Below are 24062 nucleotides of genomic sequence, written 5' to 3' on the forward strand. Positions count from 1 at the left end.
AGAGTTTGATGAGGTTTTAACAATGGCTGAACGTCTGAATAACGACTTCCAGTTCATCGATGTCGGGCGCAAGGATCCGAAGAAGAAACTGTTGCGTCAACGCAAGAAAGAGTTCGTCGAGATCTACGAACCGTTCAAACCCCAGCAGTCGGCCGATCAGGCCCACCGCTGCCTGGGCTGCGGCAACCCGTATTGCGAATGGAAGTGCCCGGTGCACAACTTCATTCCCAACTGGCTGAAACTGGTGGCCGAGGGCAACATCCTCCAGGCCGCCGAGTTGTCGCACCAGACCAACACCCTGCCGGAAGTCTGCGGCCGGGTGTGCCCGCAGGATCGTCTGTGCGAGGGTGCCTGCACCCTCAACGACGGCTTCGGCGCGGTGACCATCGGTTCGGTCGAGAAGTACATCACCGACACCGCGTTCGCCATGGGCTGGCGTCCGGACATGTCCAAGGTCAAACCGACCGGCAAACGTGTCGCGATCATCGGTGCTGGGCCAGCGGGCTTGGGCTGCGCTGACGTGCTGGTGCGTGGTGGCGTGACCCCGGTGGTGTTCGACAAGAACCCGGAAATCGGCGGTCTGCTGACCTTCGGCATCCCCGAGTTCAAGTTGGAAAAGACCGTGTTGAGCAATCGCCGCGAAGTCTTCACCGGCATGGGCATCGAATTCCGCCTCAACACCGAGGTCGGCAAGGACGTGACCATGGAGCAACTGCTCGCCGAATACGATGCGGTGTTCATGGGCATGGGCACCTACACCTACATGAAGGGCGGTTTTGCCGGTGAAGATCTGCCGGGCGTGTATGACGCGCTGGACTTCCTGATCGCCAACGTCAACCGCAACCTGGGCTTTGAAAAGTCGCCGGAAGATTTCGTCGACATGAAAGGCAAGAAGGTCGTGGTACTCGGCGGTGGCGACACGGCGATGGACTGCAACCGCACGTCCATCCGTCAGGGCGCCAAGTCGGTGACCTGCGCTTATCGTCGTGACGAAGCGAACATGCCCGGCTCGCGCAAAGAGGTGAAAAACGCCAAGGAAGAAGGCGTGAAATTCCTCTATAACCGCCAGCCGATCGCGATCGTCGGTGAAGACAAGGTTGAAGGCGTCAAAGTGGTCGAGACCCGTCTCGGCGAACCGGACGCCCGTGGCCGCCGCAGCCCCGAGCCGATCCCGGGCTCCGAAGAGATCATCCCGGCCGACGCCGTGGTCATCGCCTTCGGTTTCCGCCCGAGCCCGGCGCCGTGGTTCGAACAGTTCGAGATCCAGACCGACAGTCAGGGCCGCGTTGTTGCGCCTGAGCAAGGTCAGTACAAACACCAGACCAGCAACCCGAAAATCTTCGCCGGTGGCGACATGGTGCGCGGTTCCGACCTGGTGGTGACGGCGATCTTCGAAGGGCGCAATGCTGCTGAAGGGATCCTGGATTACCTGGGCGTCTGATTACATTTCAACCTGAAATGCGATCAAAAATGTGGGAGCGGGCTTGCTCGCGAAAGCGGTCTGTCAGCCAACTGCAATGTTGGATGTGCCGGCGCTTTCGCGAGCAAGCCCGCTCCCACGTTGGTTTCCGGGTGTTGCTGATAGCGCATTTCCAACGCAATAAATTGACCCGATAGACAAAAGGCTGACCTGCATCCGTGCCTTTTGCGTCGCGCTCTGAGAAAATGCCCGCACTTTTTTTCCGGATGCCGACATGACTGCCCTGAAGAACGACCGTTTCCTCCGCGCCCTGCTCAAGCAACCCGTTGACGTCACCCCCGTGTGGATGATGCGCCAGGCCGGCCGTTACTTGCCTGAATACCGCGCCAGCCGTGCCCACGCCGGTGATTTCATGAGCCTGTGCATGAATCCGGAGTTCGCTTGCGAAGTCACGTTGCAACCGCTCGACCGCTATCCGCAACTGGACGCGGCGATCCTGTTTTCTGACATCCTCACCATTCCCGATGCCATGGGCCAGGGCCTGTACTTCGAGACCGGTGAAGGCCCGCGTTTCAAGAAAGTCGTCAGCACCCTGGCCGACATTGAAGCGTTGCCGATTCCGGATCCGCACAAGGATCTCGGCTATGTGATGGACGCGGTCAGCACCATCCGCCGCGAACTGAACGGCCGCGTGCCGCTGATCGGCTTCTCCGGCAGCCCGTGGACCCTGGCGACCTACATGGTCGAAGGCGGCTCGTCGAAAGACTTCCGCAAGACCAAAGCCATGCTCTACGACAACCCGCAAGCCATGCACCTGCTGCTGGACAAGCTGGCGCAGTCGGTGACGTCGTACCTCAACGGCCAGATCCAGGCCGGCGCGCAAGCGGTGCAGATCTTCGATACCTGGGGCGGCAACCTGTCGGCGGCGGCGTACCAGGAATTCTCCCTGGCCTACATGAAGAAAATCGTCAGCGGCCTGATCCGCGAGCACGACGGGCGCAAGGTGCCGGTGATCCTCTTTACCAAAAACGGCGGCCTGTGGCTGGAAAGCATCGCCGAAGCCGGTGCCGACGCACTGGGCCTGGACTGGACCTGCGACCTCGGCAACGCCCGCGCCCGCGTTGGCGACAAGGTCGCCCTGCAAGGCAACATGGACCCGACCGTGCTCTACGCCAAACCGGAAGCGATCCGCACCGAAGTCGGGCGCATTCTGGCCAGCTATGGCAAGGGCAGCGGCCACGTGTTCAACCTCGGCCATGGCATTACCCCTGAGGTCGATCCGGAACACGCCGGCGCCTTCCTGCGTGCGGTGCACGAGTTGTCGGCGCAGTACCACGAGTGATCGCCCGACAATAAAAAACGCCCGGCTAAATGCCGGGCGTTTTTGTTTCCACGATCTGGGGGCGAAAACAGATCAACTGTGGGAGGGGGCTTGCTCCCGAAGGCGGTGGTTCAGCACCATCTTCATTGACTGTCTCACCGCATTCGGGAGCAAGCCCCCTCCCACAGGGGGTTTTTGTCAGGCTTTGACTCCGCCGAGCGGCGGCAACTTCGCCAGTTTCAACGCCACCCCCAGCGCCACCAGCAACAACGCGCCGATAAACAAACCAATTCCATTCCACCCGCCGAGATGCCAGAACACCCCGCCCGCCGTCCCGGCGATGCTGGAGCCGGCGTAATAACTGAACAGGTACAACGACGATGCCTGTCCTTTGGCCTTGGTCGCCCGCCGCCCGATCCAGCTGCTCGCCACCGAGTGCGCGGCAAAGAAGCCGAAGGTGAAGATCAGCATGCCGACGATCACCAGCAACAGCGGCGTAAACATGGTCAGTGCCAGGCCTGCAAACATCAGCGCGATGGTCGCCCACAACACCTTGCGCCGCCCCAGTTTGTCCGCCAGCGAACCAATCTTCGCCGAGCTGTAGATCCCCGACAGGTACACCACCGACAGCAGCCCCACATACACCTGATCCAGATGGTACGGCGCGGCCAGCAGGCGATAGCCGATGTAGTTGAACAGGGTGACGAACGCGCCCATCAGCACGAACGCTTCGAGAAACAGCAGCGGCAGGCCGGCGTCGCGAAAGTGCATGGTGAAGCCGTCGAGCAGGCTGCGCGGGTGCAGCGAGCGCGAGCGGAAGTTGCGGGACTCGGGGAGGATCTTCCAGAACACCGCCGCCGCGACCAGCGCCAGGCCGCCGATCACCAGCATCGCCGTGTGCCAGCTGACGAAATCGATCAGCACCCCGGTGATCAATCGCCCGCTCATCCCGCCAATCGCGTTGCCGCCGATGTACAGCCCCATTGCCAGGCCGATGTGCTGCGGATGGATCTCTTCGCTGAGATAGGTCATCGCCACCGCCGCCAGGCCGCTCAACGACAGGCCGATCAGCGCGCGCATGATCAGCACGCCGTGCCAGCTCGGCATCATCGAGCTGGCGATGGTGCACAGGGCGGCAGCGAACAGCGCCGCGACCATCACCGGTTTGCGCCCGACGCGGTCGGAGATCGGCCCGGTGATCAACAGACCGAAGGCCAGCATGCCGGTCGCCACCGAGAGAATCAGGCTGCTCTGCGCCGCGTTGATCGAATATTCGTGGGACAGCAACGGCATCATCGGCTGCACGCAATACAGCAGGGCGAAGGTGGCGAAGCCGCCGCTGAACAGCGCCAGCACCGTGCGCATGAACATCGGCGTGCCTTTTTCGATGTAAATCTCCTGCAGCTCGGCGAGCACATCGTCCGCGGCAGCGGGCGGGATTTCATGGGCGAGGGGGGCGGCAGCTGTTTTCACTTCAGACCTCGGAGGGCACGGCCAGGCAGGCAATGAAAAAATCATATAGCTGGCTAATGTTTCTATCCAATATATTGTTCGACCTGTTTGATAGCTTTAACGACTTAATGGGGTGTTCATGGAATTGCGTCACTTGCGCTACTTCATCGCGGTTGCCGAAGAACTGCATTTCGGCCGCGCGGCTCAGGTGCTGGGTATTTCTCAGCCGCCGCTGAGCCAGCAGATCCAGGCGCTGGAGCAAGAGGTCGGCGCACGACTGTTCGAGCGCACCAATCGTCGGGTCGAACTGAGCGAGGCCGGCCGCTTGTTTCTGCAAGAGGCGCGGTTGGTGTTGGCGCAGGTCGACAAAGCCGCGGATGTCGCCCGGCGTGCGCAACTCGGTGAGCTCGGTGAGTTGAAGATCGGCTTCACCTCGTCGGCGCCGTTCAATTCGACTATCCCCCAAGCGATCTTTGCCTTTCGCCAGCGGTTCCCGGCGGTGCATCTGAACCTGCGGGAGATGAGCAGCACCATGGTCGCGGATGCGCTGGTGGATCAGTCGATCGAAGTCGGCATCATGCGTCCGCTGGGTCTGCCGGATTCGTTAAGTGTGGTCGAGTTGATGCGAGAGCCGCTGGTCGCGGTACTCAGCGCCAAACATCCGCTGGCGCAGGGCAGCGAGGAAGGGCTGTTCCTCTCGGCGCTGGCGCTGGAGCCGTTCGTGTTCTTTCCGCGCAGCTACGGCAGCGGGCTGTATGCGCAATTGCTCAGCCTGGCGCGCGATGCCGGATTCAGTCCGCACTTCGCCCAGGAAGCCGGGGAGGCGATGACCATCATCGGTCTGGTCGCCGCCGGGCTGGGGGTTTCGGTGTTACCGGCGTCCTACCAGCGCATGCGCATTGATGGCGTGGTCTATCGACCGCTGCTCGACCCGGAAGCGGTGTCGGCGGTGTGGCTGGTGCAGCGCAAGGACCAGAAATCGCCGATGGCCAAGGCGTTTGTCGAGTTGCTCACGCGCAAGGTTGAGCCTTGAATTGTGTGATGGCTGCCGGCCTCTTCGCGGGCAAGCCAGCTCCCACAGTTTTCGGTGTCGTACACACAGTTTGACTACACCCAATACCCTGTGGGAGCGGGCTTGCCCGCGAAGAGGCCAGAGGCAGCGCCCGAGAAATATTCAAACGCTCTACTGAGGCAACCGCACCAGATCCCCCTTCAACGCCACCCGCGTGGCAAACACCCCTGCCCGGCACTCATAGGTATTCAGATCCTTGCGCACATGCTGGTCGTAATAACTGACGATGTTGACCACCGCATTCGCCCCGACCCGCTTGGCCTCGGCCTGCAACTTGATCAGGTTCGACTGCAGCACCCACTCGCAGGAATCGTTGTCACTCTTGTTGAAACCGTTGGTGCGCAAATCGCTGACCACATCCCGGCGCAGCAATTGCTGCGTGCCCTGCGGCCCGTTGCCGATCAGATAGAACTTCACACTGCCATCCAGCCGTCCGGCGCGAATCGCGTCTGACAGCACTGTTTCGAACGGCATGTACATCAGATGGGTGGCGTGGCTGGTACTGGGCAACAGCCCGAGGAGGGTGGCGGTAATCAGGGCTTTCACGTGCATGGTCATCTCCTTGACGGTGAAAGAGAACCGCGGTTGATCGATGGACAGGGCTCGCCGGTTTGGCAGGCATTTGGTCCAGGCCCGCATTCCAAGTGTAGTAGTCGTTCAGATGAGGAGGGATCAGGGCCTCTACATTTCCGGTAACGGAACTGCCTGAGGGGCGGTTGTGGGGCACTGCCATTTCAGGCAATACTGCCTGCGTTCCCGAAAGGGGCTTGTGAGACTCTGAGGATCCTGGGTAACCAGCCATCAAAGAGCCAGACAGGTGACGAGCGATGACAAGTCAGCCTGTTTGTGAAAGGGCGCCGAAAGGCGCCCTTTGTCGTTCCTGCGGTTAAATTCTGTGCCTCCTAAACCGCAACGTCATCCTGCAAGCGGCGCCCGATGACGTCGAGCAAGTCGCAGCCATCGCGTAACGAGGTGACTAAAACCTTTGCCAGCTCACTGTAGATCCCCTCACTGAATGCCAGATTTTCAAGAAACTGCGTCGCGGTGCGTATGCGATAGGTGGCTATTTCGTGAAGTACATCCAAAGGTGCTTCAGTGTCTATCAGCAATGTTGGGATTGTGCAGTCGATTCCAGTAATAGGTCTGTATCGGTCCATGACAAAAAAGCTCCTTCGGTAAATACGTCGGTATGCGCTGGCTAACGTTGATTGAGGCCTCGGGCCATCTCAAGGTGGATCCAGGTTGTCTAGTGCCCGGTTCACTAACAATTCGCTCAGCACGATGAGCTGCTGAATGGCCAGCGTCACGTTGCGGTATGACCCCTCCATTTCGCCTGCGAGATTCGTAGCCATGACGCTTAGCGAAGCAAGGTTTTCGCTGGCATGGCAGAGCAGTGACTCGGTGCCAATATTCGGGAGGATGGTGAATATGTCAGTCGACTCACGGTTCTGCGAACCATGATTGGTGAAGGGGTCGATGGTTTGACGCTGTTCGAACCATGGATGTTTTGTGGCAGGCGACTGCAAATGCTCAGAGTCGAGATTTGTCATTGTTGAGCTCCCTTTGTTTTTTGTGAAAAGCGGTGTCCATTCCAGCTGTTCATAACGGATCGGCAGTGTTTTATGAGCTGGCGCCCGTCTATTTATATCTAAAAAAATCATAAAAACTGATCAAAAATATTAACGTTTGTGTAAATAAATGATTCGTTAATAAATTTGTAAGCTCGCTCTTTTTCTCTTGTGGGATTTTTCCCTGAATTATTTGTTTGGTTAAACTTCGACTTAAACGATGATTTGTGGCTGTACAATTCAGTTGCGGTGGTGATGTTTTCCTGTTTGTCGGTCAGTAGTGGGCATGTGTCGAAAAAATAAGCCCCTGCCTTCTGCTGATGTTTTTAATCTCCCTAGTGATTGGTAGATACGTAAATGCATAAGAAAGAAAGGACGGAAAAATTAAAGCGTAATGTAAAGTACCTCATAGATAGTCGAGGGGAATCACGTATTTCGTTGTGTAATTCCAGTGGGCTAACCAGAACAACCATCTACAATATCCTGGAAGGGAGAGTGGTGAATGTTCAGCAGTCGACTATTCGCAAAATATCGGATTTTTTTGGTGTCTCTTACGAGGAAATCGAATCAGTCGATTTTGAGGAGAAAGAAATAATCGAAGCGACTCTGTCACTCCATGGAAACAAGAATCCTGCTGCCGTGCCTGTCATCAAAGAGTCTTTTCTTTTACAGAGCCTGGATAAAAGGATCGGAGAACTGGTGGTGTCGCATCCATTGACCTATTACTTTGGTATGGCCAGTAATCTTATAGGTGTACTTTTGGAAGGCAAAACAAGCGGGGGAAATGATGCAGGTGATCTATTGATAGTGAGGAAAGGCGTTACGAGCAGTAGTGCAGAGAATCTGGTTTATGACAGGAGTGCGAGAAAACTTATGATCGTTATTGGCTCTCATCTAGATTCAGGGGTGTGCGTCATAGGCGAGTTGGTAGAGGAGAGGTTCAATGTCGGTAGTTTCTGATCTTGGGAATCGAAAATATAAATTACTGGCTTTTGAAACCGAAAAGAAACTTGCTGTGGTGATGATCGTCTCAACAGGAAAGCTGATTAAGCTAAAGTTGGCAGAGCTGCTCAGAAGCGATGTGATGGATGATTTGAGTAAGGCGGAAATCAAGAGCGTATACAGGAAGTATTACGCCACAGAGAGCGTGGTGACTGCTTATGATATGACGGATAGAAACGAGCGCTCATGGGTGGTATACACGGGGCTGAATCTCCTACTGTTAGTGCTTTATGTGTTTTCGAACATCGGTGCGACAAAATTGATATATCTAGAAAAGCTGGATATTGTTTTAACGCCGGGAGTGTTTCTTTATCCCCTTACATTTCTAGTTGTAGATATGCTTAATGAATTGTATGGATTCAGGCTGGCGAGAAAAGCAATTTTTTTTGGATTTATAGGTAATGCGATGATTATATTGCTGTTAAGTGCAGTAGAAGCTATGCCAGGTATGCCAGGCTGGAAATTGGATGGTCCATATGCTGAAGTGATATCGCATGTGTCTGCGGTTTTATTGGCGTCGTCTATCTCGTTTCTGTTTTCAGAATATGTTAATTCCTATTTGCTGTGCAAGATTAAGGAGTTGACGAGTTCTAAATATCTTTTTCTGCGGGTTTTTTTAAGTACTTTTTTTGCGGTTTTAATTGATAGTATACTTTTTTGTTTTATCGCTTTTTATGGTGTTATGTCTAGTTCGGAAATTGCATCAATAATTTGCGTGCAAATCGCCATAAAGATGTTCTTCGCATTTTTCAATGTTCTCCCCGCGTATGGCGTGAGAAGCTTGTTTAAAAAGTTTGTAATGGAAAACAAGGCTGTTTGAGCTCTGGATTGGCAGGGGCGCGCTTATGGCTCTCGCCCCTGTTCGTCATAGGATTAATATAATTTCAATCTGTATCTGATGCTGTTTAAGTGTTTTTTCTTGTTTTTCAAAAATGCTTCGAGTCCTCTCGATCGCAAACTACAAGCATCACAATCGCCACAGCCACTGCCTTTGATGCCGTTATAGCAAGACAGAGTCTGATGGCGGACCAAGTCCAATTGGTCATGGTGGTCAGCCAGTGCCCATGTTTCGGCCTTGGTCAGCCACATAAGTGGGGTTTCAATATTCAGTTCGTATTCCATTCCAATCCGGACTGCTGCATTGAATGAGCTTATAAAATCATCTCGACAATCCGGATAGCCAGAGAAGTCCGTTTCACATACGCCTGTTATAACAGTCTGTGCCTGGATCTGATATGCGTAAATGGAAGCCAAAGTTAAAAATAGAATATTCCTTCCCGGAACAAATGTATTAGGCAATACAGCACCGAACGGGTTGGCGGTCGGAACCGGAATGTTCTCACGTGTCAGACTGCTGACGGTCAAGTCATTCAACAGGTTAACGTCTAGCACGCTATGGGCGGTCACATCGAACGCTTTGGCGAGTTGTCGGGCCACATCGATCTCTGCGCGGTGGCGTTGTCCATAATCGAACGTCACACAGTGAATTTCATCGTAATTTGGTAATGCATGGATCAAACAGGTTGTTGAGTCCTGGCCGCCACTGAAAACGATAACCGCTTTTTTACGCATTTTTTCGTCCTTGGGGTGTACCGCTTCATCGCGGCGGCATCAACCTTACAGAGTAGAAAATGTACTGAGTGTCGGACGCTTCCTAAATGACACGTTGAGCTTTCCTTATGTGCTGTTTTTTGAGTAATAGATGAAAAAGGCGCCAGTAGAGCCCTTTTCTCGCGGTGGTAAGTTTTAACCCGTCATCAATCAACGTGCACCCAATTCCCGTAGATGCTGAAAACGAAAAGGGCGCCCGATGGCGCCCTTGCGACAGTGCTCCGGCGGTTACTGCACGTTCGCCAGATCACCTTTCAACGCAACACCGGCCATGATCGCGCCGGCATGGCATTCGTAGTTCTGCGAATCCTTGCGCTCGTTGCTCTTGTAGAAGCTGACGATGTTGGTCACGGCGTTGGCGCCGGCATTTTTTGCCGCCTGGTGCAGGCTGATGATGGCCGACTGCACGACCCATTCGCAGGCCACTTGATCGGACTTGTTGAAGGCATTGGTCTTCTTGTTGGTCACGGCGCCGCTGCTGACGACGGTGACTTTGCCGGCCGGGGTGGTGCCGGCCAGGTAGAACTTCACACTGCCGTCGATCTTGCCGCTGCGGGTCGCTTCGGCCACGGCTTTGTCGAATGGCAGGAAGATCTGGGTGTCACGGGCCTGGCTGACTGTTGGCAAGGCGCAGAGCAGCAGGGAAGCGATGGCAAGCTTGGCGAAACGCATGAAGGTCTCCTTGACCTGAATGGATAGGGTTATGGCCAGCGGCGGAAAATCAACGAGGTGTTGACGCCACCAAAAGCGAAATTGTTGTTCATCACGTACTCGTGCTGCATTGCGCGGAATTCGCCGCGCAGGTAATCGAGCTTGCCGCAGTGCGGGTCGACCTCGTCGAGGTTGAGCGTGTGCACGTACAGATCGCGATTCATCATTTCGATGCTGAACCACGACTCCAGCGCCCCGCAGGCTCCGAGCGTGTGGCCGAGGAAACTCTTCTGCGAGCTGATCGGCATGCGTTCGCCGAACAGACTGCTGGTGGCCAGTGTTTCGGCAATGTCACCCTGTTCTGTAGCGGTGCCGTGACCATTGACGTAACCGATGGCATCCGGCGTGAGCCCGGCGTCTTCCAGTGCCAGCTCCATGGCGCGGCGCATGGTGATCTGCTCGGGGCGGGTGGTGTGCTGGCCGTCGGCGTTACTGCCGAAACCGACGATTTCGGCATGGATTCTTGCGCCGCGTGCCAGGGCGTGTTGCAGCTCTTCGAGCACCAGCATGCCGCCGCCTTCGCCGATCACCAGACCGTCGCGGCCCTGGTCGTACGGGCGCGGACTGGTCTGCGGTGCATCGTTTTTCAGGCTGGTGGCGTAGAGCGCGTCGAAGACCATGGCTTCGGTCGGACACAGCTCTTCGGCGCCGCCGGCGAGCATCAGCGGCAGACGGCCGAACTTGATCGCTTCATAGGCGTAACCGATGCCCTGGCTGCCGCTGGTGCAGGCGCTGGACGTCGGGATCAGGCGCCCGGTGAGGCCGAAGAAAATGCTGATGTTGGCGGCGGTGGTGTGCGGCATCATCCGCACGTAGGAGTTGGCGTTGAGGCCTTCCGCCACCGAGTTCAGCAGCATGTTGCCGAACGCCTTGATCTCGTCGGTGCTGCCGGTGGACGAACCGCAGGCCACGCCCATGCGCCCGTCCTTGATTGTTGGGTCGCCGAGCAGACCGGCGTCGGCCAGTGCCTGTTCCGCCGCGCCGACTGCCAGCCGCGACACCCGGCCCATGCTGCGCAATTGCTTGCGCGTCCAGTGCGGCTGGACCACGAAGTCATCGATCGGCCCGGCCAGGCGAGTGTTGAGTTCGCTGAAGCGGTCCCACTCATCCATGCGGCGGATGCCGCTGCGGTTGGCTGCGAAGTTGCCGGCGATGGTCTGCCAGTCGCTGCCCAGTGAGGTGATGCCGGCCATGCCGGTGACGACGACGCGCTTCATCAGCACAGGCCTCCGTTGACCGCCAGGACCTGACGGGTGATGTACGAGGCTTCCGCCGACATCAGGAAATTCACCGCAGCAGCGACCTCTTCCGGGGCGCCCATGCGTTGTGCGGGGATCATTTTCATCAGCTCTTCCACCGGCACGTTATCATCCAGCATCGCCGTATCGATCAGGCCCGGGGCGACGCAGTTGACCGTGATTTTGCGCTTGCCCAGTTCGATCGCCAACGCCTTCGCAGCGCCGATCACGCCGGCCTTGGAGGCGCTGTAGTTGACCTGGCCACGGTTGCCGATCAATCCGGACACCGAGGTGATGCAGACGATCCGACCGGCGGCGCGGCGACGGATCATCGGCATCATTACCGGGTGCAGGACGTTGTAGAAACCGTCGAGGTTGGTGCGCAGCACCACGTCCCAATCGTCATCGCTCAGCGCCGGGAAGGCACCGTCGCGGGTCAGCCCGGCGTTGAGCACCACGCCGTAATAGGCGCCGTGGGTTTCGACGTCGGCTTCAAGAATGGTTTTGCAGGTTTCACGGTCGGCGACGTCGAATTGCAGGATGCGCGCCTTGCGGCCCAGTGCTTCGATCTCGGCCTGCACCGCTTGCGCTTCGGCGACGCCGCTGCGGCAATGCAGGACGATATCGTGTCCGGCCTGGGCCAGACGCAAGGCAATGGCGCGGCCGATGCCACGGCTGGAGCCGGTGACCAGTACGGATTCAGTCATCGTTCGACTCCCGGTGTTGTTCAAGATATTCGGATGGCTGCGGCGGTCGGAACACATTCAGGCGGGCACTGGCTTCGATGCCGGGGCCGTGGATGTGGCATTCGAACACGCCCATGCCGTTGTCGTCTTCCAGCGAGCGGATGCCGTGGATGGTCAGTTCGCTGCCGGCCGCAAAGGCCTCGACGTTGCACTCGAATTTACGCGTGCCGAGCAGGAAACCCAGGGCTACCGGGTTACCTTTCTGCCGGGCGTGGCAACCGGCAAATGCGGCGACGCTTTGCGCCATCAGCTCGACGCCGACCCATGCCGGCAGGCTGCCGTCGGCCAGGCTGAACAAACCGTCGGGCTTTACCGTGAGGCAGGTATGAATCTGTTCCTCGTCGAAACTGAGAATGCGGTCGAGCAGAATCATGTCGCCAGCGTGCGGCAGCAGTTCGGCGAGCGGCCAGTCGGTCATGGGGCGTCTCCGATAATCAGGCTGACGTTGTTGCCCCCGAAGGCAAACGAGTTGCTCATCAGGTAGCGCGGTGCAATGGACGACAGGCGCTGGTTCGCGGTCACCCAGTTCAGCGCGGGCAGGGCAGGATCGGCCTCGGCGTCCCAGACGTGCGGCGGCAGCGCCTGTTGCGGGTTGTCGGCGCTCAGGCTCAGCCAGCAGAACGCCGCTTCCAGCGCACCGGCGGCGCCGAGGGTGTGGCCGGCCATCGGTTTGGTCGACGAGCAGGCCACGCCGTCCGGGAACAGCGTGGCGACCGCCAGACTTTCCATCGCGTCGTTGTGCTGGGTTGCCGTGCCGTGCAGGTTCAGGTAGTCGATCTGCGCCGCTTGCAGCTGGGCGCGGTGCAGGGCTTTTTGCATCGCCTGCAGCGCGCCGCGACCGCTGGGTTCCGGCGCGGAAATATGGTGTGCGTCGGAGCTGGCCCCGGCGCCGAGCAGGGCGATGGCCGGGCCATCAGCGCGCTCTTTGCTCATCAGAAACAGCACCGCTGCTTCGCCGATGTTGATGCCGTCGCGGTTGACCGAGAACGGATTGCAGCGCTGGTCGGACACCGCCTCCAGCGCGCTGAAACCGTTGAGCGTCAACTTGCACAGGCTGTCGACCCCGCCGCACAACACCGCATCGCACAGGCCCAGATCGAGCAGGCGCTGCGAGCTCATCAATGCTCGGGCGCTGGAGGTGCAAGCGGTGGAGATTACGTAGGCCGGGCCGCTGAGTTGCAGCCAGTCGGCGAGGAAATTCGCCGGGGCGCCGAGTTCCTGTTGCCGATAGTCGTATTCGACGGGGAACTGCTGCTCACGAATGTAGTGAGCCAGCCCGCGACTGGCTTCATCGATGCCCGACGTGCTGGTGCCGAGCACTATGCCGATGCGCTCGCGGCCATAGGTCTGGATGGCCCGATCAATGTCAGCGCGAATCTGCAGCGCGGCCTCCAGCAGCAGTTGATTGTTACGGCTGCTCTGGTCAGCCAGTTCCGCCGGAATCATCGCCAGCTCACCCTGCACCGCCGCCACCGGCAACGCGCGCTCGGCGACCCAGCCGGACTCAAGGCGCATGCCTGAGCAGTCGCCGGCAAACAGATTCTGCGCGACGTGTTGCTTGTCGCGGCCCAGCGCGCAGATCACGCCGAGGGCATTGAGGTAGGCAGTCATGGCGTCGGTTCACCGAGGGGAGAGACCCGATAATGCGGGCCTTGGGGCAGGTTCAATTCGAAGCTCAACGGTTGCGTATAACGGATCACCCAGCGCGGCGGCAGCGAGCGCTGCCCGGCCTGTTGCTGGGCATCGGGATAATTGCGCAGCAGCTCGCCGGACGGGGTCAGGGCGAACAGCAGCGCGGCAAACAACTCGCGGGCTTCCGGGTTGGGCGGCAGCAGCCCGTCGGCCTGCCAGTGGCCGGCGATCAGTTGTTGCCGCGCCTGCGGAATGCCTAGCGGGTCCATCATCGACCAGCGAATGCCGGGACCTTCGTGCTGGATCACCAATAGCCAGTCCTGGCGTTGATCGGCTTGCTGGCGTTCGATGTGCAGTTGCAGCGGCAGGTGCAGGGTCGGTTCAGCCGCCGGTAGCGGCGCGTGGCTGGCGCAGGCGCTTAACAGCAGAGAGCAGAGCGCCAATATCAGCCACCCCAGAGCCCCTGTGGGAGCTGGCTTGCCAGCGATGGCTATGGCACATCCAACATCAATGTTGTCTGACCCACCGCTATCGCTGGCAAGCCAGCTCCCACAGGGGTTCAGGTGTGCAGATCGAAAGCTGCGCATCAGATGGATTCCTGCATTGGCTTGCGCGCAACCACGTTCACCAGCGTTTCCTCACGCTGGCCAAACGGTTTCGGCTTGAGCAATCCCAACCGCTCCAGCAAGCCAAAATCCTTCGCCCGGCTCCACCACAGATACGGGTAGGACACATTGCGCTCAGCAAACTCGAAACCCTGCTGGCGAATCATCTCCAGATACTGCGCCGCACTTTTCTGCATGTGCATCGGATGGCGGAACAGCCAGCGGATCACCCAGGTATCAATGTAAGCCTCGGTGGACTCGGCGAACAGCAGATAACCGCCCGGTTTGAGCACGCGATAGAACTCGGCGAGGGCTTTTTCCTGCTCGACCAAGTGATGAAAAGTCTGATGGCAGAACAGCAGATCAACGCTGGCGTCCGCCACATCAAGCGTCGCGCAGTCGCTGCCGATCAGCTCGACCTCGAAGCCTTGGCGCGCCGCTTCTTCGGCGCTCAACTCCAGGCTGTGCGGATCGGCATCGACGCCAATCAGCCGTTGTGGGGCGAAGGTCTGGCGCAGATGGCGGAACGATTTGCCCTGGCCACAGCCGGCATCGAGCAGCACCGGATTGGCCGGCAGCGATTCGCTGAACAGTCCGCGCAGATCGTTGATCGCCACGCGCAACACATGGTGCTGCCAGGTGTGGCTGCGCAGGAACCAGAAACCGAAACGGGTTTCCTCGACGTAGCTGTCGCTCAAGTAATTCATGGGGCGTCCTTTGCGCAGAGTTCGGAAATCATCTTCAACCGGCGGCGTGCTTCGCTGACGAACGGGTTGCGTTCATCCCAGGCGTAACCGGCGAGGATCGAGCAGATCATCCGGCGGATATCCGCCTGGCTGTCTTCATAAAAAATCACGTCCTGGAAGGTGCCGGCGTACCAGCCCTCGACGTAGCAGCGGAAGGTGTCGACTCCGCGCTTCAGCGGCTCGGCGAACTCGCGCTGCCAGTCGACGCTTTCGCCCTGCAGCTGCCGATGCAGCACGGCGGCGGCCATGCTCGCCGAGCGCATGGCGATGGTCACGCCGGAGGAAAACACTGGGTCGAGAAATTCCGCCGCATTGCCGAGCAGGGCGAAGCCCGGGCCGTGCAAGGTTTTCACATTGGCCGCATAGCCGCCAAGCGTCCGCGCCGGGGTGTCCCACACGGCGTTGTTCAACACGCCGGCGAGGCTCGGGGTTTCGCCGATGAAACCGCGCAGGCAGGCATCCAGATCGCTGTCGCGGCCGGCGAAATGTTCTGCGGCCGCGACCACGCCCACTGAGCAGCGACCGTTGCTGAACGGGATGGTCCAGAACCAGATGTCGCGATGCTCTGGATGGGTGGTGACGAGGATTTTTTCACGGTCGAAAGCCGGATTGTCGATGTGATCTTCGACATGGGTGAACACCGCCTGACGCACCGGGAAATTCGACGGCGCTTCCAGATCGAGCAGGCGCGACAGCACGCGCCCGTAACCGCTGGCGTCGAGCACGAAATCCGCTTCGACACGGTACTCGCTGCCGTCCTCGCGCAGCACGTCGAGCTGCGGTCTGGCGCGGTCGAAATCGACGCGGACGATGGCCTCGCCGTAACGGATCTCGACCCCTTGCAGTGCCGCCTGATCCGCCAGCAACTGGTCGAAATCGGCGCGCTGCACCTGGAACGTGGTCGGTTTGCCTTTGGTGAAGGTGTCGCCGAAATCGAAGGCGCTGTAGCGCTCGCCCCAGGCGAACGCGGCACCGGTCTTGCGCTGGAAACCGGCGGCGTTGACGGCGTCGAGCATGCCGGCCTCTTCGACGAAATCCAGGCAATGACTCAGCAGGCTTTCGCCAATGGAAAAGCGTGGAAAGTGCTGCCGTTCGATCACCAGCACGTCGTGGCCCTTGCGCTTGAGCAAAGCGGCGGCGATGGCACCGGACGGGCCAGCGCCGATGATCACGACCTGACGGAATTCCATTTCAACGCTTGGCATGTGAGCTCCCGGGGGCGGTGGCGGCAAGTTTCAGGGTCGCGCGATGCAGGCCGATCAGGGCCGGCAACAGCGTCGCGATCAGGCCCATCAGCATCAGCGCGAAGTACAGCGCCGGGCTGATGAGTTGTTGTTGCAGCAGCAGGTTGAGAAAGACGATTTCGCTGAGGCCACGAATATTCAGCAGCACACTTTCGCGCCAGCGACTGGCCCCTGCGAACGACGCACCGGCCCAGCCCAGACCCAGCCAGTTGCCGAGCAGTTTACTGGCAATCGGCAACAGCAGCAGCGCCGCCCATTGCCCGGCGCCAAGGCTGGAGAGGGCGCTGTGCACGTCGATCTGCACGATGCCGAAGGTGAGGATCAGCGGGATCGCCATCCACGTCTGCAGGCGGCTCATCCACCGCGCCGGCAGCGGCAACACCAACGGCACTTTCAGCAGCGCCATGCACAACAGGTAGCCGATGCCGAAAATCAGGGCGTTGAGTTTGTAGTGTTCGGCCAGCACCAGCAGCGCGAAGAAGCCGAGGCTGTAGGTCAGCGGACGGCGCACGCGCAACAGATACAGCAGCGCCGGCACGCAGGCCAGGCCGAGTGGCAGCAACAGAGTGCTCAGGTGCAGACTGCCTTGAGCGAGGCCAAACAGCGTCCAGCAGGTCAGGTCGATCAGGATCGCCGTTTGCACCAGACGACGGGTGGCGGCGGGCGGGTAGTCGATGTGGCGCAGGTACAGGTACAGCACCGGGATCGCGGTAATCGCGAACACCAGACCGATCGCCAGCGAATTCAGCCACGGTTGCGCCGGCAGCAGCCAGGCAGCGACTGCGAGGCCGCAAGCGAACGGCACGGCAAAACTCGGCACGGCGATTTTCACGCTCTGGCGGTCCAGCCGCAGGTCGATCACGTCGCTGAGAATGTGTCCGAGCAGCAGCGCGAAGCTCAGGCTGTAGAGGTCTTTCAGCCAACCCGGCGCAATCAGTGCGGCGCCGCTGAGTTGCCAGCCCGGTTCGATCCAGCAATACATCAGCAACGGCAGGCCGAAGCTGGCCAGCAGCAACTGGCTGACGATCGGAATCAGGCCGAAATGCCGGCCGATACGGGTCGCCACGGCGAACAACGCCAGGGCCATCAGCCAGAAGCCGACGATCATCATGCTGCCGGCTCCGCGACGGCGGAGCTGTGCGCATGCCGTCCGGCCCACGGTGCGAGGACGAAGCTGAAGGCCAGTCCGAGGCTCACCGCCAGGCCGAAATTGCTCACCGCCGGCGTGCTGGAGACGGCCAGCAGACCGAACGACAGCCAGGTGGTCAGCGCCGCCAGCAAGGTGCCGAGCAGGCTGACCGCCGCCCCGCCAACCTGCTCGCGCATGAGGATCGCGTAATCGACACTGATCGCCGTCACCAGCAGCAGGCCGAACAGGCTGAACAGGGTCAGCGGCTGACCGAGCCAGCCGAGGCTGGCGAGGCTGCACAGCGCCGCCAGCAGCGGCAGGGCGACGATGCGCAGGGCGCCGCCGACGCCGAACGGCACGATCAGCACCAGCACGATCAACACGCAGGAGGCGAGTTTCAGTTCGGCGGCGCTGATCTGGGTCGCGGCGAATACGTTGTTCAGTTCGCCGAGGCGATCGACCAGCATCACCCCCGGCAGATCCAGCGCCTGCACCCGCAGCAGCGCCGGATTGTTCAGCCCTTGCAGGCTGGTCATCGCCGCCACGCCGTCATCGGTCGGGCCCAGCCACAGCGTGCGGTAAGGCTCGCCCAAGGGCCCGGCCAGCGCCGCATCGATGTCTTCGGCGGGCAACTGCTGCAACTGTTGCAACTCGCTTTGCAGCGCGGCGAGCGGGACGCCGAGGTCGAGCAATGGTTGCCAGAACTGCGGCAGTTTGCTCAGTGCCTCGCGCACTTGCTGTTGCTGGCTCGGCGGGCTGAGCAATTGATCGAGGGCCAGATAACCTTGCAGTTTGTTGAGGTTGACCAGTTGCTGCAGGCGTTCGCTGAGTGCGGCCTGACGTTCCAGCAACTGCTGCTGATTGGCCGCGCGCACCAGGAAAAACTGGCTGGTCGGCTGGTAGCCGGTGATGCGCGCGATGGTCTGCGCTTCATCGGTCAGGTGTTGCGGGGCACCGATCCATTGGCGAATGTCGTTCTTGCTTTGCAGTTGCACCAGACCGCCAGCGCAGAAGGCGATCAACAGCGCCAGCAGCAGCGGCGTGCGCACGTGTTGCAGCAGGGTTTCGCGCAGTTGCACCAGACGTTCGGCGAGGCGCAGCGGCCATTGCGCGGGCTGCAGCTCAACGTTTTTCAGCAGCGCCGGCAGCAGGCACACCGCGGACAGGTAAGCGCCGAGCAATCCGGCGGCGGAGAACACCGCGATTTGCGTCAGTGCCGGGAACGGCGTCCACGCCAACGCCAGATAGCCGATGGCGCTGGTGATCAGGCTCAGCGTCAGCCCGGAGAGCGTCAGGCGTAACGCCGGCCAGCTGCGCCACGGCTTGAGGCTCCAGCTCTTCGACAGATAGTGCAGCGGATAATCTACCGCCACGCCGATCAGGCTGGAGCCGAGCACCAGCGTCATCACGTGCATGTGGCCGAACAGCGCCACACAGGCCACCGCGCCGAACAGCATGCCCACCAGCACCGGCACAAATGCCAGCAATACTCGCCAGCGGCGAAACGCCAACAGCAACAGCAACAGAATGCCAAGGGTGGCGCCGCCGCCGACCCAGGTCATTTCCCGGGTGGCCTGTTGCTGACCGTTGGCTGCATAGAGCAGACCGCTGGCGGCCAGCAGTTGCACGTCGGCTTTGGCCGCCTGCTCGCGACTGTGCTGCAGCAGATCCGCGACCTTCAGCGGCAGGTTCATGTCGAAGGCGTTGCCTGTGGTGCGTGCGCGCAACAGCACCCAGCGCTTGCCGTCGGCATCGGCGACCAGTGCGCCGCTGCCGATGTCCAGTTGCACCGCGCCATGTTTCGGCTGGCTGTTCTGGATGCGTCCGGTGAGGCCCAGCCAGTCGTCCTGGCTCGGCACCAGCGTGAAGCCATTGAACGGGTCGAACAGCGCCTGCACCCGCTGCTGAATAAACGCGTCGGGATGTTCGATCAGCAGTTGCCGGTCATCCGCCGAGAGCATCGCCAACCGCCCTTGCAGCAACTGCGTGCGCAGGGCCGGGAGGTCGGCCTGCAGGTTCCACTGAACCTTGTCGAACAGACCGCTGGCCTGCCATTGCTCGCCCAAGGTCTGGGCCATGGCGACCGCTTGCTGGCGATCGGCGTGGCCGACCAGCACCAGCATTTCGCGGTTGAGGGGTTCCTGCATGCGTTGTTCGGCGCGCAGTTCGAGCGCATCAGGGTCGGTGCCGGGCACCAGTTCCATGAGGTTGGCCGACAGCGGCGCGCCATGGCGCCACTGCCAGCCGGCCAGCGCGATCACCGCCAGCAGCAGGATCAGAAACAGCCACGGCAGCCTGCGTTCACTCGGCAAAGTCATGTTGCTCCGTGTCGCTCAACGGCTGGCTGGCGCTGCTGTCCTGCATGCGCAGCACGGTGCTGTCGCCCTGGGTTTCCAGCAGTTCGATGGTCTGCACCAGCTCACCGCCGTTGATATTGATCCGGTTGAACACTTGCTTGAGCAGCAGCGAACGCGGAGTCAGGGTCAATTTCCACTGCTGTGCGTCGCCGCTCAGGGCCAGCTCGAAATCCCGTTGCAGGCCGCTGCTGTCACCTTGCAGCACGGCGAGGAACAAGCGGTTCTGCTCGGCCCCGGCGCTCTTGTTCGGCAGCAGTTGCCAGCCATTGCCGTCACGGCGCGCAATGCCGTTGGCGGTGATGCGGTAATCCTGTTGCAGCGGGGTTTTCAGCAGCCACAGCAAGCCGTGGTTTTTCGCCAGAACAAAGCTGCCCTTGCTGATCAGCGGCTGGGGCAGGGCGCGCAGGTGTTTTTCCTGGATGAACTGACCGTGGATCACGTCCGGTTTCGCCAGTTGCTCGCTCAGCTGTTGCAGGTCGAAGGCGTTGGCCAGACTTGAAACGGCGAGCAGCGCCAGGGCGCCAAGGTATTTGCCGAGCAGCTTCATCGCAGGATCCTTTCCACCGCGTCGGTGAACACTTTGGGTGAGGCCAATTGCATCTCGCGGCTGCTGATCTCGACCGCCACCTGCACCGAACTGGCACGGGTCAGGCGTTCGCCGGTCTGCAGGTCGGTGATCAGGTAATTGATCTTCAAGCGGTTCTCCCATTCCACCAGACTGGCGCGCACGTTCAGGCGCTGGCCGAACACCGCGCCACGCACATAGCGCAGTTGCAGGTCGATGATCGGCCAGGCGTAGCCCGACTCGGCCATCTGCGTGTAGTTGTGGCCGATCTGGTCGAGCAGCGCGCAACGCGCCACTTCCAGGTATTTGACGTAATGCCCGTGCCAGACCACGTGCATCGTGTCCACGTCGAAAAACGGCACGAGTATTTGCGTGTCGGCGTGCAGGACTCCGGCGCTACGCATGCAGCCTCCAGTGTTGCTCGGCGATGCGTTGCAGGCACAGGCGCAGGTCGCCTTCCAGGGCGCGATCTTCGATCACTGGCGGGAAGTCCTTGGCCAGCGCTTCGTGCATGGCGGCCAGGGCGGGTGGCAGCGGCCGAGCATGCTGATCGCGAGCGCGCAGCCAGACGCCCTGATTCGCCGCGAGCAGCGTGGCAGCGGCGACCTGCTCGGTCAGTTCCAGCACACGGATTGCGTCGCGGGCGGCGATGGTGCCCATGCTCACCTTGTCCTGGTTGTGGCACTCGGTGGAGCGCGAAAATACGCTGGCCGGCAGGGTGTTTTTCAGGGCTTCGGCGGTCCAGGCGCTGGTGCCAATCTGCACGGCCTTGAAGCCGTGGTTGAGCATGGCGCGATCCGCCGGAGCGCCGGACAGGTTGCTCGGCAATCCGTGGTTGTAGCGCTCGTCGACCAGCAGCGCGAGTTGCCGGTCGAGCAGGTCGGCAACGTTCGCCACCAGGTTTTTCAGGCTGTCCATGGCGAAGGCGATGTGCCCGCCGTAGAAGTGCCCGCCGTGCAGCACGCGCTCGGCTTCGGCGTCGATGATCGGGTTGTCGTTGGCGCTGTTGAGTTCGGTTTCGATGAACGAACGCAGCCAGTTCAGGCTATCGGCCAGCACACCGAGCACATGCGGGGCGCAACGCAGCGAGTAGCGGTCCTGCAGGCGATGCAGTGGTGCGGTCGGCGCATCGATCGCCAGATCCTTGCGCAGCCACGCGGCGACCTGCATCTGCCCCGGGTGTGGCTTGGCGGCGAACAGGCGCTCGTCGAAGTGTTCCGGGTTGCCTTGCAGCGCGACCACGTTGAGCGCGGTGATGCGCGTGGCCAGTTGCAGCAGGTAGTCAGCGCGGGCGTAGGCGAGGCAGGCCAGACCGGTCATGACCGCCGTGCCGTTCATCAGCGCCAGCGCTTCTTTCGGGCGCAACACCAGCGGCGTCCAGCCCAGCTCGCGATGCACGTCAGCGGCCTGGCGGCGTTCGCCACGGAACAGCACTTCGCGCTCGCCGGACAGGGTCGCGGCGACGTAGGACAGCGGCGTGAGATCGCCGCTGGCACCCACCGAACCTTCTTCGGGAATCAGCGGCAGAATGTCGTGTTCAAGAAACGCCTGCAGACGCTCCAGCAGTTCAATGCGCACCCCGGATACGCCGTGGCACAGCGACTGCAACCGCGCGGCGAGCACGGCGCGGGTGGCCTGGGCGTCGAGCAGTTTGCCCAGCCCGCAACCGTGGAAGGTGTACAGATGACGGGGCAGCGCCTCGACGTGATGCAGCGGCACCGCGACCACGCAGGAATCGCCGTAACCGGTGGTCACGCCATAGATCACGCCTTCCTTGTCCAGCAACGAATCGAGAAACCGCGCGCCCTTGGCGATGCGCTCACGGTAATCGGCGTCGTTCTGCAACTGCACGGGCGCCTGACGGTTGGCCAGGGCCAGCACGTCTTCGATGCGCAAAGGGCGTTCGCCGAAGGTTACCGGCTCATGGGTTGGCGTCGTCATCGGTCTTCCAGAAAGGGTAAAAGTTGAACCATTGCTGCGGGGCTTCGAGGCAATAGTGACTCAGGCGCTGCGCATAGCGGGTGGCCCACTGATGAATGACCTGCTCGCGCTCACGGCGGGTCCACACCACGCTGTCGGCGAACGGTTCGAGGGTCAGGCGATAGTGGCCGTCCGCTTGTTTCAGGCACATCAGCAGATTGACCGGGCATTTCAGCAAACCGGCCAGCAACCACGGCCCTTGCGGAAACGGCGCCGGGTGGCCGAGAAAGTCCACGGTGACGCTGCGCCCACCGTGCAGCGGCACGCGGTCGCCGGCGATCGCCAGCCACTCGCCGCGCTCCAGGCGCTCGTGCAGTTGCAACATGATCACCGGATCCAGTTCGCTGACCTGAATCAGGCGCAGATTGGTCGCTCCGGCCTCGCCCAGCAGACGGTTGAACTGCTCGGCGTGCTTGGTGTGCACCAGCACGTTCATGGTGACCTTTTCGCCGATTTCCGCCAGTGCCCGACACACTTCGAGGTTGCCCAGGTGCGCGCCGACCAGCAGTTGCCCGCGACTGCCGCGCAACTGATTGCGCAGCAATGCCGGGTCGATGATTTCGATCTGCTCGATGCGCAGCTTGCCGTTCCATACGTCGAGCTTGTCGAGCAGCGAATCGGCAAAGGCCATGAACTGCGCGAACACCCGCCGGTGGCTCGGACGCAGATCGGCGCGCTGGCTCCAGTCGGCCAGCCGCTGCTGGTACTGCCAGGTGCTGTGGCGGGCGGTGCGGCCGAACAGGAAAAAGTACAGGACGATGCCGTACAGCAACGGGCTGAGCAGGCGCCGGCCAAGGACTTTGGCCGCCAGCGCAGTGAATTTCATCAACAGGAAACTGCCGCGCTCTTCGCGGTCGGCCCAGTGCTTTTCGTTGCGCTCGACGCTCATGTTCGCCACCGGCGCCAGAGGATCAGCGGCAGGCGCAGCAGCATGCCGAAGAACAACCGGGTGTGCATGCTGGAAATCAGCGCGTTGTCATGAAACAGACGGAAGTGCGAAACGCCGTCCAGCGGGTAATGCACGCTGGTCTGTAGCCAGCGCATCGGCTGATTGCGCCACGCCAGGCGCACCAGAATGTCCGAGTCGAAATCCATGCGCTTGCCGACCCGTGCCGAGTCGATCAGCGCCAGCGTCGGCGCGAGCGGATACACACGAAAACCGCACATCGAATCGCGGATCTGCAGCGACAGCGTGTTGATCCAGACCATCACGTGAGTCAGGTAGCGCGCGTACAGTCGGCCCTTGGGCACGCTGTCGTCGAACAGCGGGTAACCGCAGATCAGCGCGTCCGGATGGGCGCTGGACTCCTCGACAAAACGGGCGACGTCGTGCAGGTCGTGCTGACCGTCGGCATCGACCTGCAGGGCATGGCTGAAGCCCAGGCGCGCGGCTTCGCGCAGGCCGGTCATCACCGCGCCGCCCTTGCCCTGATTGAGGGTCAGGCGCACCAGGTAGACATTGTTCCGTTCGGCCAGCGCATCCAGCACCTTGGCGCAGGAGGGCGTGCTGGCGTCGTCTACCAGAATACATGGCAATGCTTGGGCGAGCAGCGCGTCGACCACGGTGCCGATCGCGGTTTCGTGGTTGTAGACCGGGATCACGGCGCACGGGTTATGCATGACGATTCTCCACAGGATGACTGCAGATCCTGTAGGAGTGAGC

General features: G+C 60.6%; 25 protein-coding genes. 5 read left to right on the top strand and 20 right to left on the bottom strand.

Annotation, left to right across the window (positions count from 1 at the left end):
• The first annotated feature begins 22 nt into the window (after window positions 1-22).
• Both ACXR0M_RS11040 and hemE read left to right on the top strand, forming a co-directional pair.
• Complete coding sequence (locus ACXR0M_RS11040; RefSeq protein WP_007909438.1) at window positions 23-1441, top strand: FAD-dependent oxidoreductase; 1419 nt, start codon at window positions 23-25, stop codon at window positions 1439-1441.
• Window positions 1442-1694: 253 nt separating this feature from the next.
• Complete coding sequence (hemE, locus tag ACXR0M_RS11045) at window positions 1695-2762, top strand: uroporphyrinogen decarboxylase (protein ID WP_458831919.1); 1068 nt, start codon at window positions 1695-1697, stop codon at window positions 2760-2762.
• 177 nt (window positions 2763-2939) lie between these two features.
• Here the strand turns inward: hemE and ACXR0M_RS11050 are convergent, their stop codons facing one another.
• Complete coding sequence (locus tag ACXR0M_RS11050) at window positions 2940-4214, bottom strand: MFS transporter (RefSeq protein WP_458831920.1); 1275 nt, start codon at window positions 4212-4214, stop codon at window positions 2940-2942.
• A 118-nt stretch (window positions 4215-4332) separates the two neighbouring features.
• Between ACXR0M_RS11050 and ACXR0M_RS11055 the strand changes: the two genes are divergently transcribed.
• Window positions 4333-5226: a LysR family transcriptional regulator gene (locus tag ACXR0M_RS11055; RefSeq protein ID WP_458831921.1), complete on the top strand. Its 894-nt coding sequence runs from the start codon at window positions 4333-4335 to the stop codon at window positions 5224-5226.
• 150 nt (window positions 5227-5376) lie between these two features.
• On the opposite strand, the gene ACXR0M_RS11060 is transcribed toward ACXR0M_RS11055, so the two are convergent.
• The 3 genes from ACXR0M_RS11060 to ACXR0M_RS11070 form a co-directional block, all read right to left on the bottom strand.
• Complete coding sequence (locus ACXR0M_RS11060) at window positions 5377-5817, bottom strand: excinuclease (protein WP_458831922.1); 441 nt, start codon at window positions 5815-5817, stop codon at window positions 5377-5379.
• Window positions 5818-6167: 350 nt separating this feature from the next.
• Entirely contained in the window at window positions 6168-6422 is a 255-nt protein-coding gene (locus ACXR0M_RS11065; protein WP_458831923.1) for a hypothetical protein, read from the bottom strand.
• A gap of 69 nt (window positions 6423-6491) precedes the next feature.
• The gene (locus ACXR0M_RS11070; protein ID WP_458831924.1) at window positions 6492-6815 is read right to left on the bottom strand and encodes a DUF6124 family protein; all 324 of its coding nucleotides are present in this window, start codon (window positions 6813-6815) and stop codon (window positions 6492-6494) included.
• Between the two features lie 375 nt (window positions 6816-7190).
• Here ACXR0M_RS11070 and ACXR0M_RS11075 point away from each other — a divergent pair, with 375 nt between their 5' ends.
• Entirely contained in the window at window positions 7191-7793 is a 603-nt protein-coding gene (locus ACXR0M_RS11075) for a helix-turn-helix domain-containing protein (RefSeq protein ID WP_458831925.1), read from the top strand.
• A complete protein-coding gene (locus ACXR0M_RS11080; protein ID WP_458831926.1) occupies window positions 7777-8655 on the top strand; it encodes a queuosine precursor transporter in 879 nt (292 codons plus the stop codon). Before ACXR0M_RS11075 ends, ACXR0M_RS11080 begins: the two co-directional genes overlap by 17 nt.
• Window positions 8656-8708: 53 nt before the next feature.
• Here ACXR0M_RS11080 and queC read toward each other — a convergent pair whose 3' ends face one another.
• From queC to ACXR0M_RS11160, 16 genes are all read right to left on the bottom strand, one after another.
• The gene (queC, locus tag ACXR0M_RS11085; protein ID WP_458831927.1) at window positions 8709-9407 is read right to left on the bottom strand and encodes a 7-cyano-7-deazaguanine synthase QueC; all 699 of its coding nucleotides are present in this window, start codon (window positions 9405-9407) and stop codon (window positions 8709-8711) included.
• A 267-nt stretch (window positions 9408-9674) separates the two neighbouring features.
• Window positions 9675-10118, bottom strand: coding sequence for an excinuclease (locus tag ACXR0M_RS11090; RefSeq protein ID WP_458831928.1), 444 nt, complete (start codon window positions 10116-10118; stop codon window positions 9675-9677).
• 29 nt (window positions 10119-10147) lie between these two features.
• Window positions 10148-11374 (bottom strand): beta-ketoacyl-ACP synthase, encoded by a 1227-nt coding sequence (locus ACXR0M_RS11095; protein ID WP_458831929.1) that lies wholly within the window; start codon window positions 11372-11374, stop codon window positions 10148-10150.
• Window positions 11374-12102 (bottom strand): 3-oxoacyl-ACP reductase FabG, encoded by a 729-nt coding sequence (gene fabG, locus ACXR0M_RS11100; RefSeq protein WP_458831930.1) that lies wholly within the window; start codon window positions 12100-12102, stop codon window positions 11374-11376. The genes ACXR0M_RS11095 and fabG overlap by 1 nt, the downstream gene beginning before the upstream one ends.
• Window positions 12095-12559: a hotdog family protein gene (locus ACXR0M_RS11105; RefSeq protein WP_458831931.1), complete on the bottom strand. Its 465-nt coding sequence runs from the start codon at window positions 12557-12559 to the stop codon at window positions 12095-12097. The genes fabG and ACXR0M_RS11105 overlap by 8 nt, the downstream gene beginning before the upstream one ends.
• A complete protein-coding gene (locus ACXR0M_RS11110; protein WP_458831932.1) occupies window positions 12556-13752 on the bottom strand; it encodes a beta-ketoacyl-[acyl-carrier-protein] synthase family protein in 1197 nt (398 codons plus the stop codon). The genes ACXR0M_RS11105 and ACXR0M_RS11110 overlap by 4 nt, the downstream gene beginning before the upstream one ends.
• Window positions 13749-14360, bottom strand: coding sequence for a hypothetical protein (locus ACXR0M_RS11115; RefSeq protein WP_458831933.1), 612 nt, complete (start codon window positions 14358-14360; stop codon window positions 13749-13751). Before ACXR0M_RS11115 ends, ACXR0M_RS11110 begins: the two co-directional genes overlap by 4 nt.
• A complete protein-coding gene (locus tag ACXR0M_RS11120) occupies window positions 14360-15085 on the bottom strand; it encodes a class I SAM-dependent methyltransferase (RefSeq protein ID WP_458831934.1) in 726 nt (241 codons plus the stop codon). The genes ACXR0M_RS11115 and ACXR0M_RS11120 overlap by 1 nt, the downstream gene beginning before the upstream one ends.
• A complete protein-coding gene (locus ACXR0M_RS11125; protein ID WP_458831935.1) occupies window positions 15082-16329 on the bottom strand; it encodes an NAD(P)/FAD-dependent oxidoreductase in 1248 nt (415 codons plus the stop codon). The genes ACXR0M_RS11120 and ACXR0M_RS11125 overlap by 4 nt, the downstream gene beginning before the upstream one ends.
• Window positions 16316-17479, bottom strand: a complete 1164-nt coding sequence (locus tag ACXR0M_RS11130; RefSeq protein WP_458831936.1) for a cation:proton antiporter — start codon at window positions 17477-17479, stop codon at window positions 16316-16318. Before ACXR0M_RS11130 ends, ACXR0M_RS11125 begins: the two co-directional genes overlap by 14 nt.
• Window positions 17476-19815 (bottom strand): MMPL family transporter, encoded by a 2340-nt coding sequence (locus ACXR0M_RS11135; RefSeq protein WP_458831937.1) that lies wholly within the window; start codon window positions 19813-19815, stop codon window positions 17476-17478. The genes ACXR0M_RS11130 and ACXR0M_RS11135 overlap by 4 nt, the downstream gene beginning before the upstream one ends.
• Window positions 19799-20401 (bottom strand): outer membrane lipoprotein carrier protein LolA, encoded by a 603-nt coding sequence (locus ACXR0M_RS11140; RefSeq protein ID WP_458831938.1) that lies wholly within the window; start codon window positions 20399-20401, stop codon window positions 19799-19801. Before ACXR0M_RS11140 ends, ACXR0M_RS11135 begins: the two co-directional genes overlap by 17 nt.
• Window positions 20398-20823 carry an acyl-CoA thioesterase gene (locus ACXR0M_RS11145; protein ID WP_458831939.1) on the bottom strand — a complete coding sequence of 142 codons (426 nt, stop codon included), beginning with the start codon at window positions 20821-20823 and terminating at the stop codon, window positions 20398-20400. Before ACXR0M_RS11145 ends, ACXR0M_RS11140 begins: the two co-directional genes overlap by 4 nt.
• Window positions 20816-22360, bottom strand: coding sequence for an HAL/PAL/TAL family ammonia-lyase (locus ACXR0M_RS11150; protein ID WP_458831940.1), 1545 nt, complete (start codon window positions 22358-22360; stop codon window positions 20816-20818). The genes ACXR0M_RS11145 and ACXR0M_RS11150 overlap by 8 nt, the downstream gene beginning before the upstream one ends.
• Entirely contained in the window at window positions 22341-23288 is a 948-nt protein-coding gene (locus ACXR0M_RS11155; protein WP_458831941.1) for an LpxL/LpxP family acyltransferase, read from the bottom strand. The genes ACXR0M_RS11150 and ACXR0M_RS11155 overlap by 20 nt, the downstream gene beginning before the upstream one ends.
• Complete coding sequence (locus tag ACXR0M_RS11160) at window positions 23285-24019, bottom strand: glycosyltransferase family 2 protein (RefSeq protein WP_458831942.1); 735 nt, start codon at window positions 24017-24019, stop codon at window positions 23285-23287. The genes ACXR0M_RS11155 and ACXR0M_RS11160 overlap by 4 nt, the downstream gene beginning before the upstream one ends.
• Between the last annotated feature and the right edge of the window lie 43 nt (window positions 24020-24062).

The sequence above is a fragment of the Pseudomonas sp. Eth.TT006 genome, assembly GCF_054456575.1.

Coding starts and splice junctions, on each gene's coding strand:
- ACXR0M_RS11140 (WP_458831938.1), bottom strand. CDS start 20,401: ATGAAGCTGCTCGGCAAATACCTTGGCGCCCTGGCGCTGCTCGCCGTT.
- ACXR0M_RS11105 (WP_458831931.1), bottom strand. CDS start 12,559: ATGACCGACTGGCCGCTCGCCGAACTGCTGCCGCACGCTGGCGACATG.
- hemE (WP_458831919.1), top strand. CDS start 1,695: ATGACTGCCCTGAAGAACGACCGTTTCCTCCGCGCCCTGCTCAAGCAA.
- ACXR0M_RS11155 (WP_458831941.1), bottom strand. CDS start 23,288: ATGAGCGTCGAGCGCAACGAAAAGCACTGGGCCGACCGCGAAGAGCGC.
- ACXR0M_RS11075 (WP_458831925.1), top strand. CDS start 7,191: ATGCATAAGAAAGAAAGGACGGAAAAATTAAAGCGTAATGTAAAGTAC.
- ACXR0M_RS11060 (WP_458831922.1), bottom strand. CDS start 5,817: ATGCACGTGAAAGCCCTGATTACCGCCACCCTCCTCGGGCTGTTGCCC.
- ACXR0M_RS11120 (WP_458831934.1), bottom strand. CDS start 15,085: ATGAATTACTTGAGCGACAGCTACGTCGAGGAAACCCGTTTCGGTTTC.
- ACXR0M_RS11135 (WP_458831937.1), bottom strand. CDS start 19,815: ATGACTTTGCCGAGTGAACGCAGGCTGCCGTGGCTGTTTCTGATCCTG.
- ACXR0M_RS11065 (WP_458831923.1), bottom strand. CDS start 6,422: ATGGACCGATACAGACCTATTACTGGAATCGACTGCACAATCCCAACA.
- fabG (WP_458831930.1), bottom strand. CDS start 12,102: ATGACTGAATCCGTACTGGTCACCGGCTCCAGCCGTGGCATCGGCCGC.
- ACXR0M_RS11145 (WP_458831939.1), bottom strand. CDS start 20,823: ATGCGTAGCGCCGGAGTCCTGCACGCCGACACGCAAATACTCGTGCCG.
- ACXR0M_RS11125 (WP_458831935.1), bottom strand. CDS start 16,329: ATGCCAAGCGTTGAAATGGAATTCCGTCAGGTCGTGATCATCGGCGCT.
- ACXR0M_RS11040 (WP_007909438.1), top strand. CDS start 23: ATGGCTGAACGTCTGAATAACGACTTCCAGTTCATCGATGTCGGGCGC.
- ACXR0M_RS11150 (WP_458831940.1), bottom strand. CDS start 22,360: ATGACGACGCCAACCCATGAGCCGGTAACCTTCGGCGAACGCCCTTTG.
- ACXR0M_RS11115 (WP_458831933.1), bottom strand. CDS start 14,360: ATGCGCAGCTTTCGATCTGCACACCTGAACCCCTGTGGGAGCTGGCTT.
- ACXR0M_RS11160 (WP_458831942.1), bottom strand. CDS start 24,019: ATGCATAACCCGTGCGCCGTGATCCCGGTCTACAACCACGAAACCGCG.
- queC (WP_458831927.1), bottom strand. CDS start 9,407: ATGCGTAAAAAAGCGGTTATCGTTTTCAGTGGCGGCCAGGACTCAACA.
- ACXR0M_RS11095 (WP_458831929.1), bottom strand. CDS start 11,374: ATGAAGCGCGTCGTCGTCACCGGCATGGCCGGCATCACCTCACTGGGC.
- ACXR0M_RS11110 (WP_458831932.1), bottom strand. CDS start 13,752: ATGACTGCCTACCTCAATGCCCTCGGCGTGATCTGCGCGCTGGGCCGC.
- ACXR0M_RS11070 (WP_458831924.1), bottom strand. CDS start 6,815: ATGACAAATCTCGACTCTGAGCATTTGCAGTCGCCTGCCACAAAACAT.
- ACXR0M_RS11090 (WP_458831928.1), bottom strand. CDS start 10,118: ATGCGTTTCGCCAAGCTTGCCATCGCTTCCCTGCTGCTCTGCGCCTTG.
- ACXR0M_RS11130 (WP_458831936.1), bottom strand. CDS start 17,479: ATGATGATCGTCGGCTTCTGGCTGATGGCCCTGGCGTTGTTCGCCGTG.
- ACXR0M_RS11055 (WP_458831921.1), top strand. CDS start 4,333: ATGGAATTGCGTCACTTGCGCTACTTCATCGCGGTTGCCGAAGAACTG.
- ACXR0M_RS11080 (WP_458831926.1), top strand. CDS start 7,777: ATGTCGGTAGTTTCTGATCTTGGGAATCGAAAATATAAATTACTGGCT.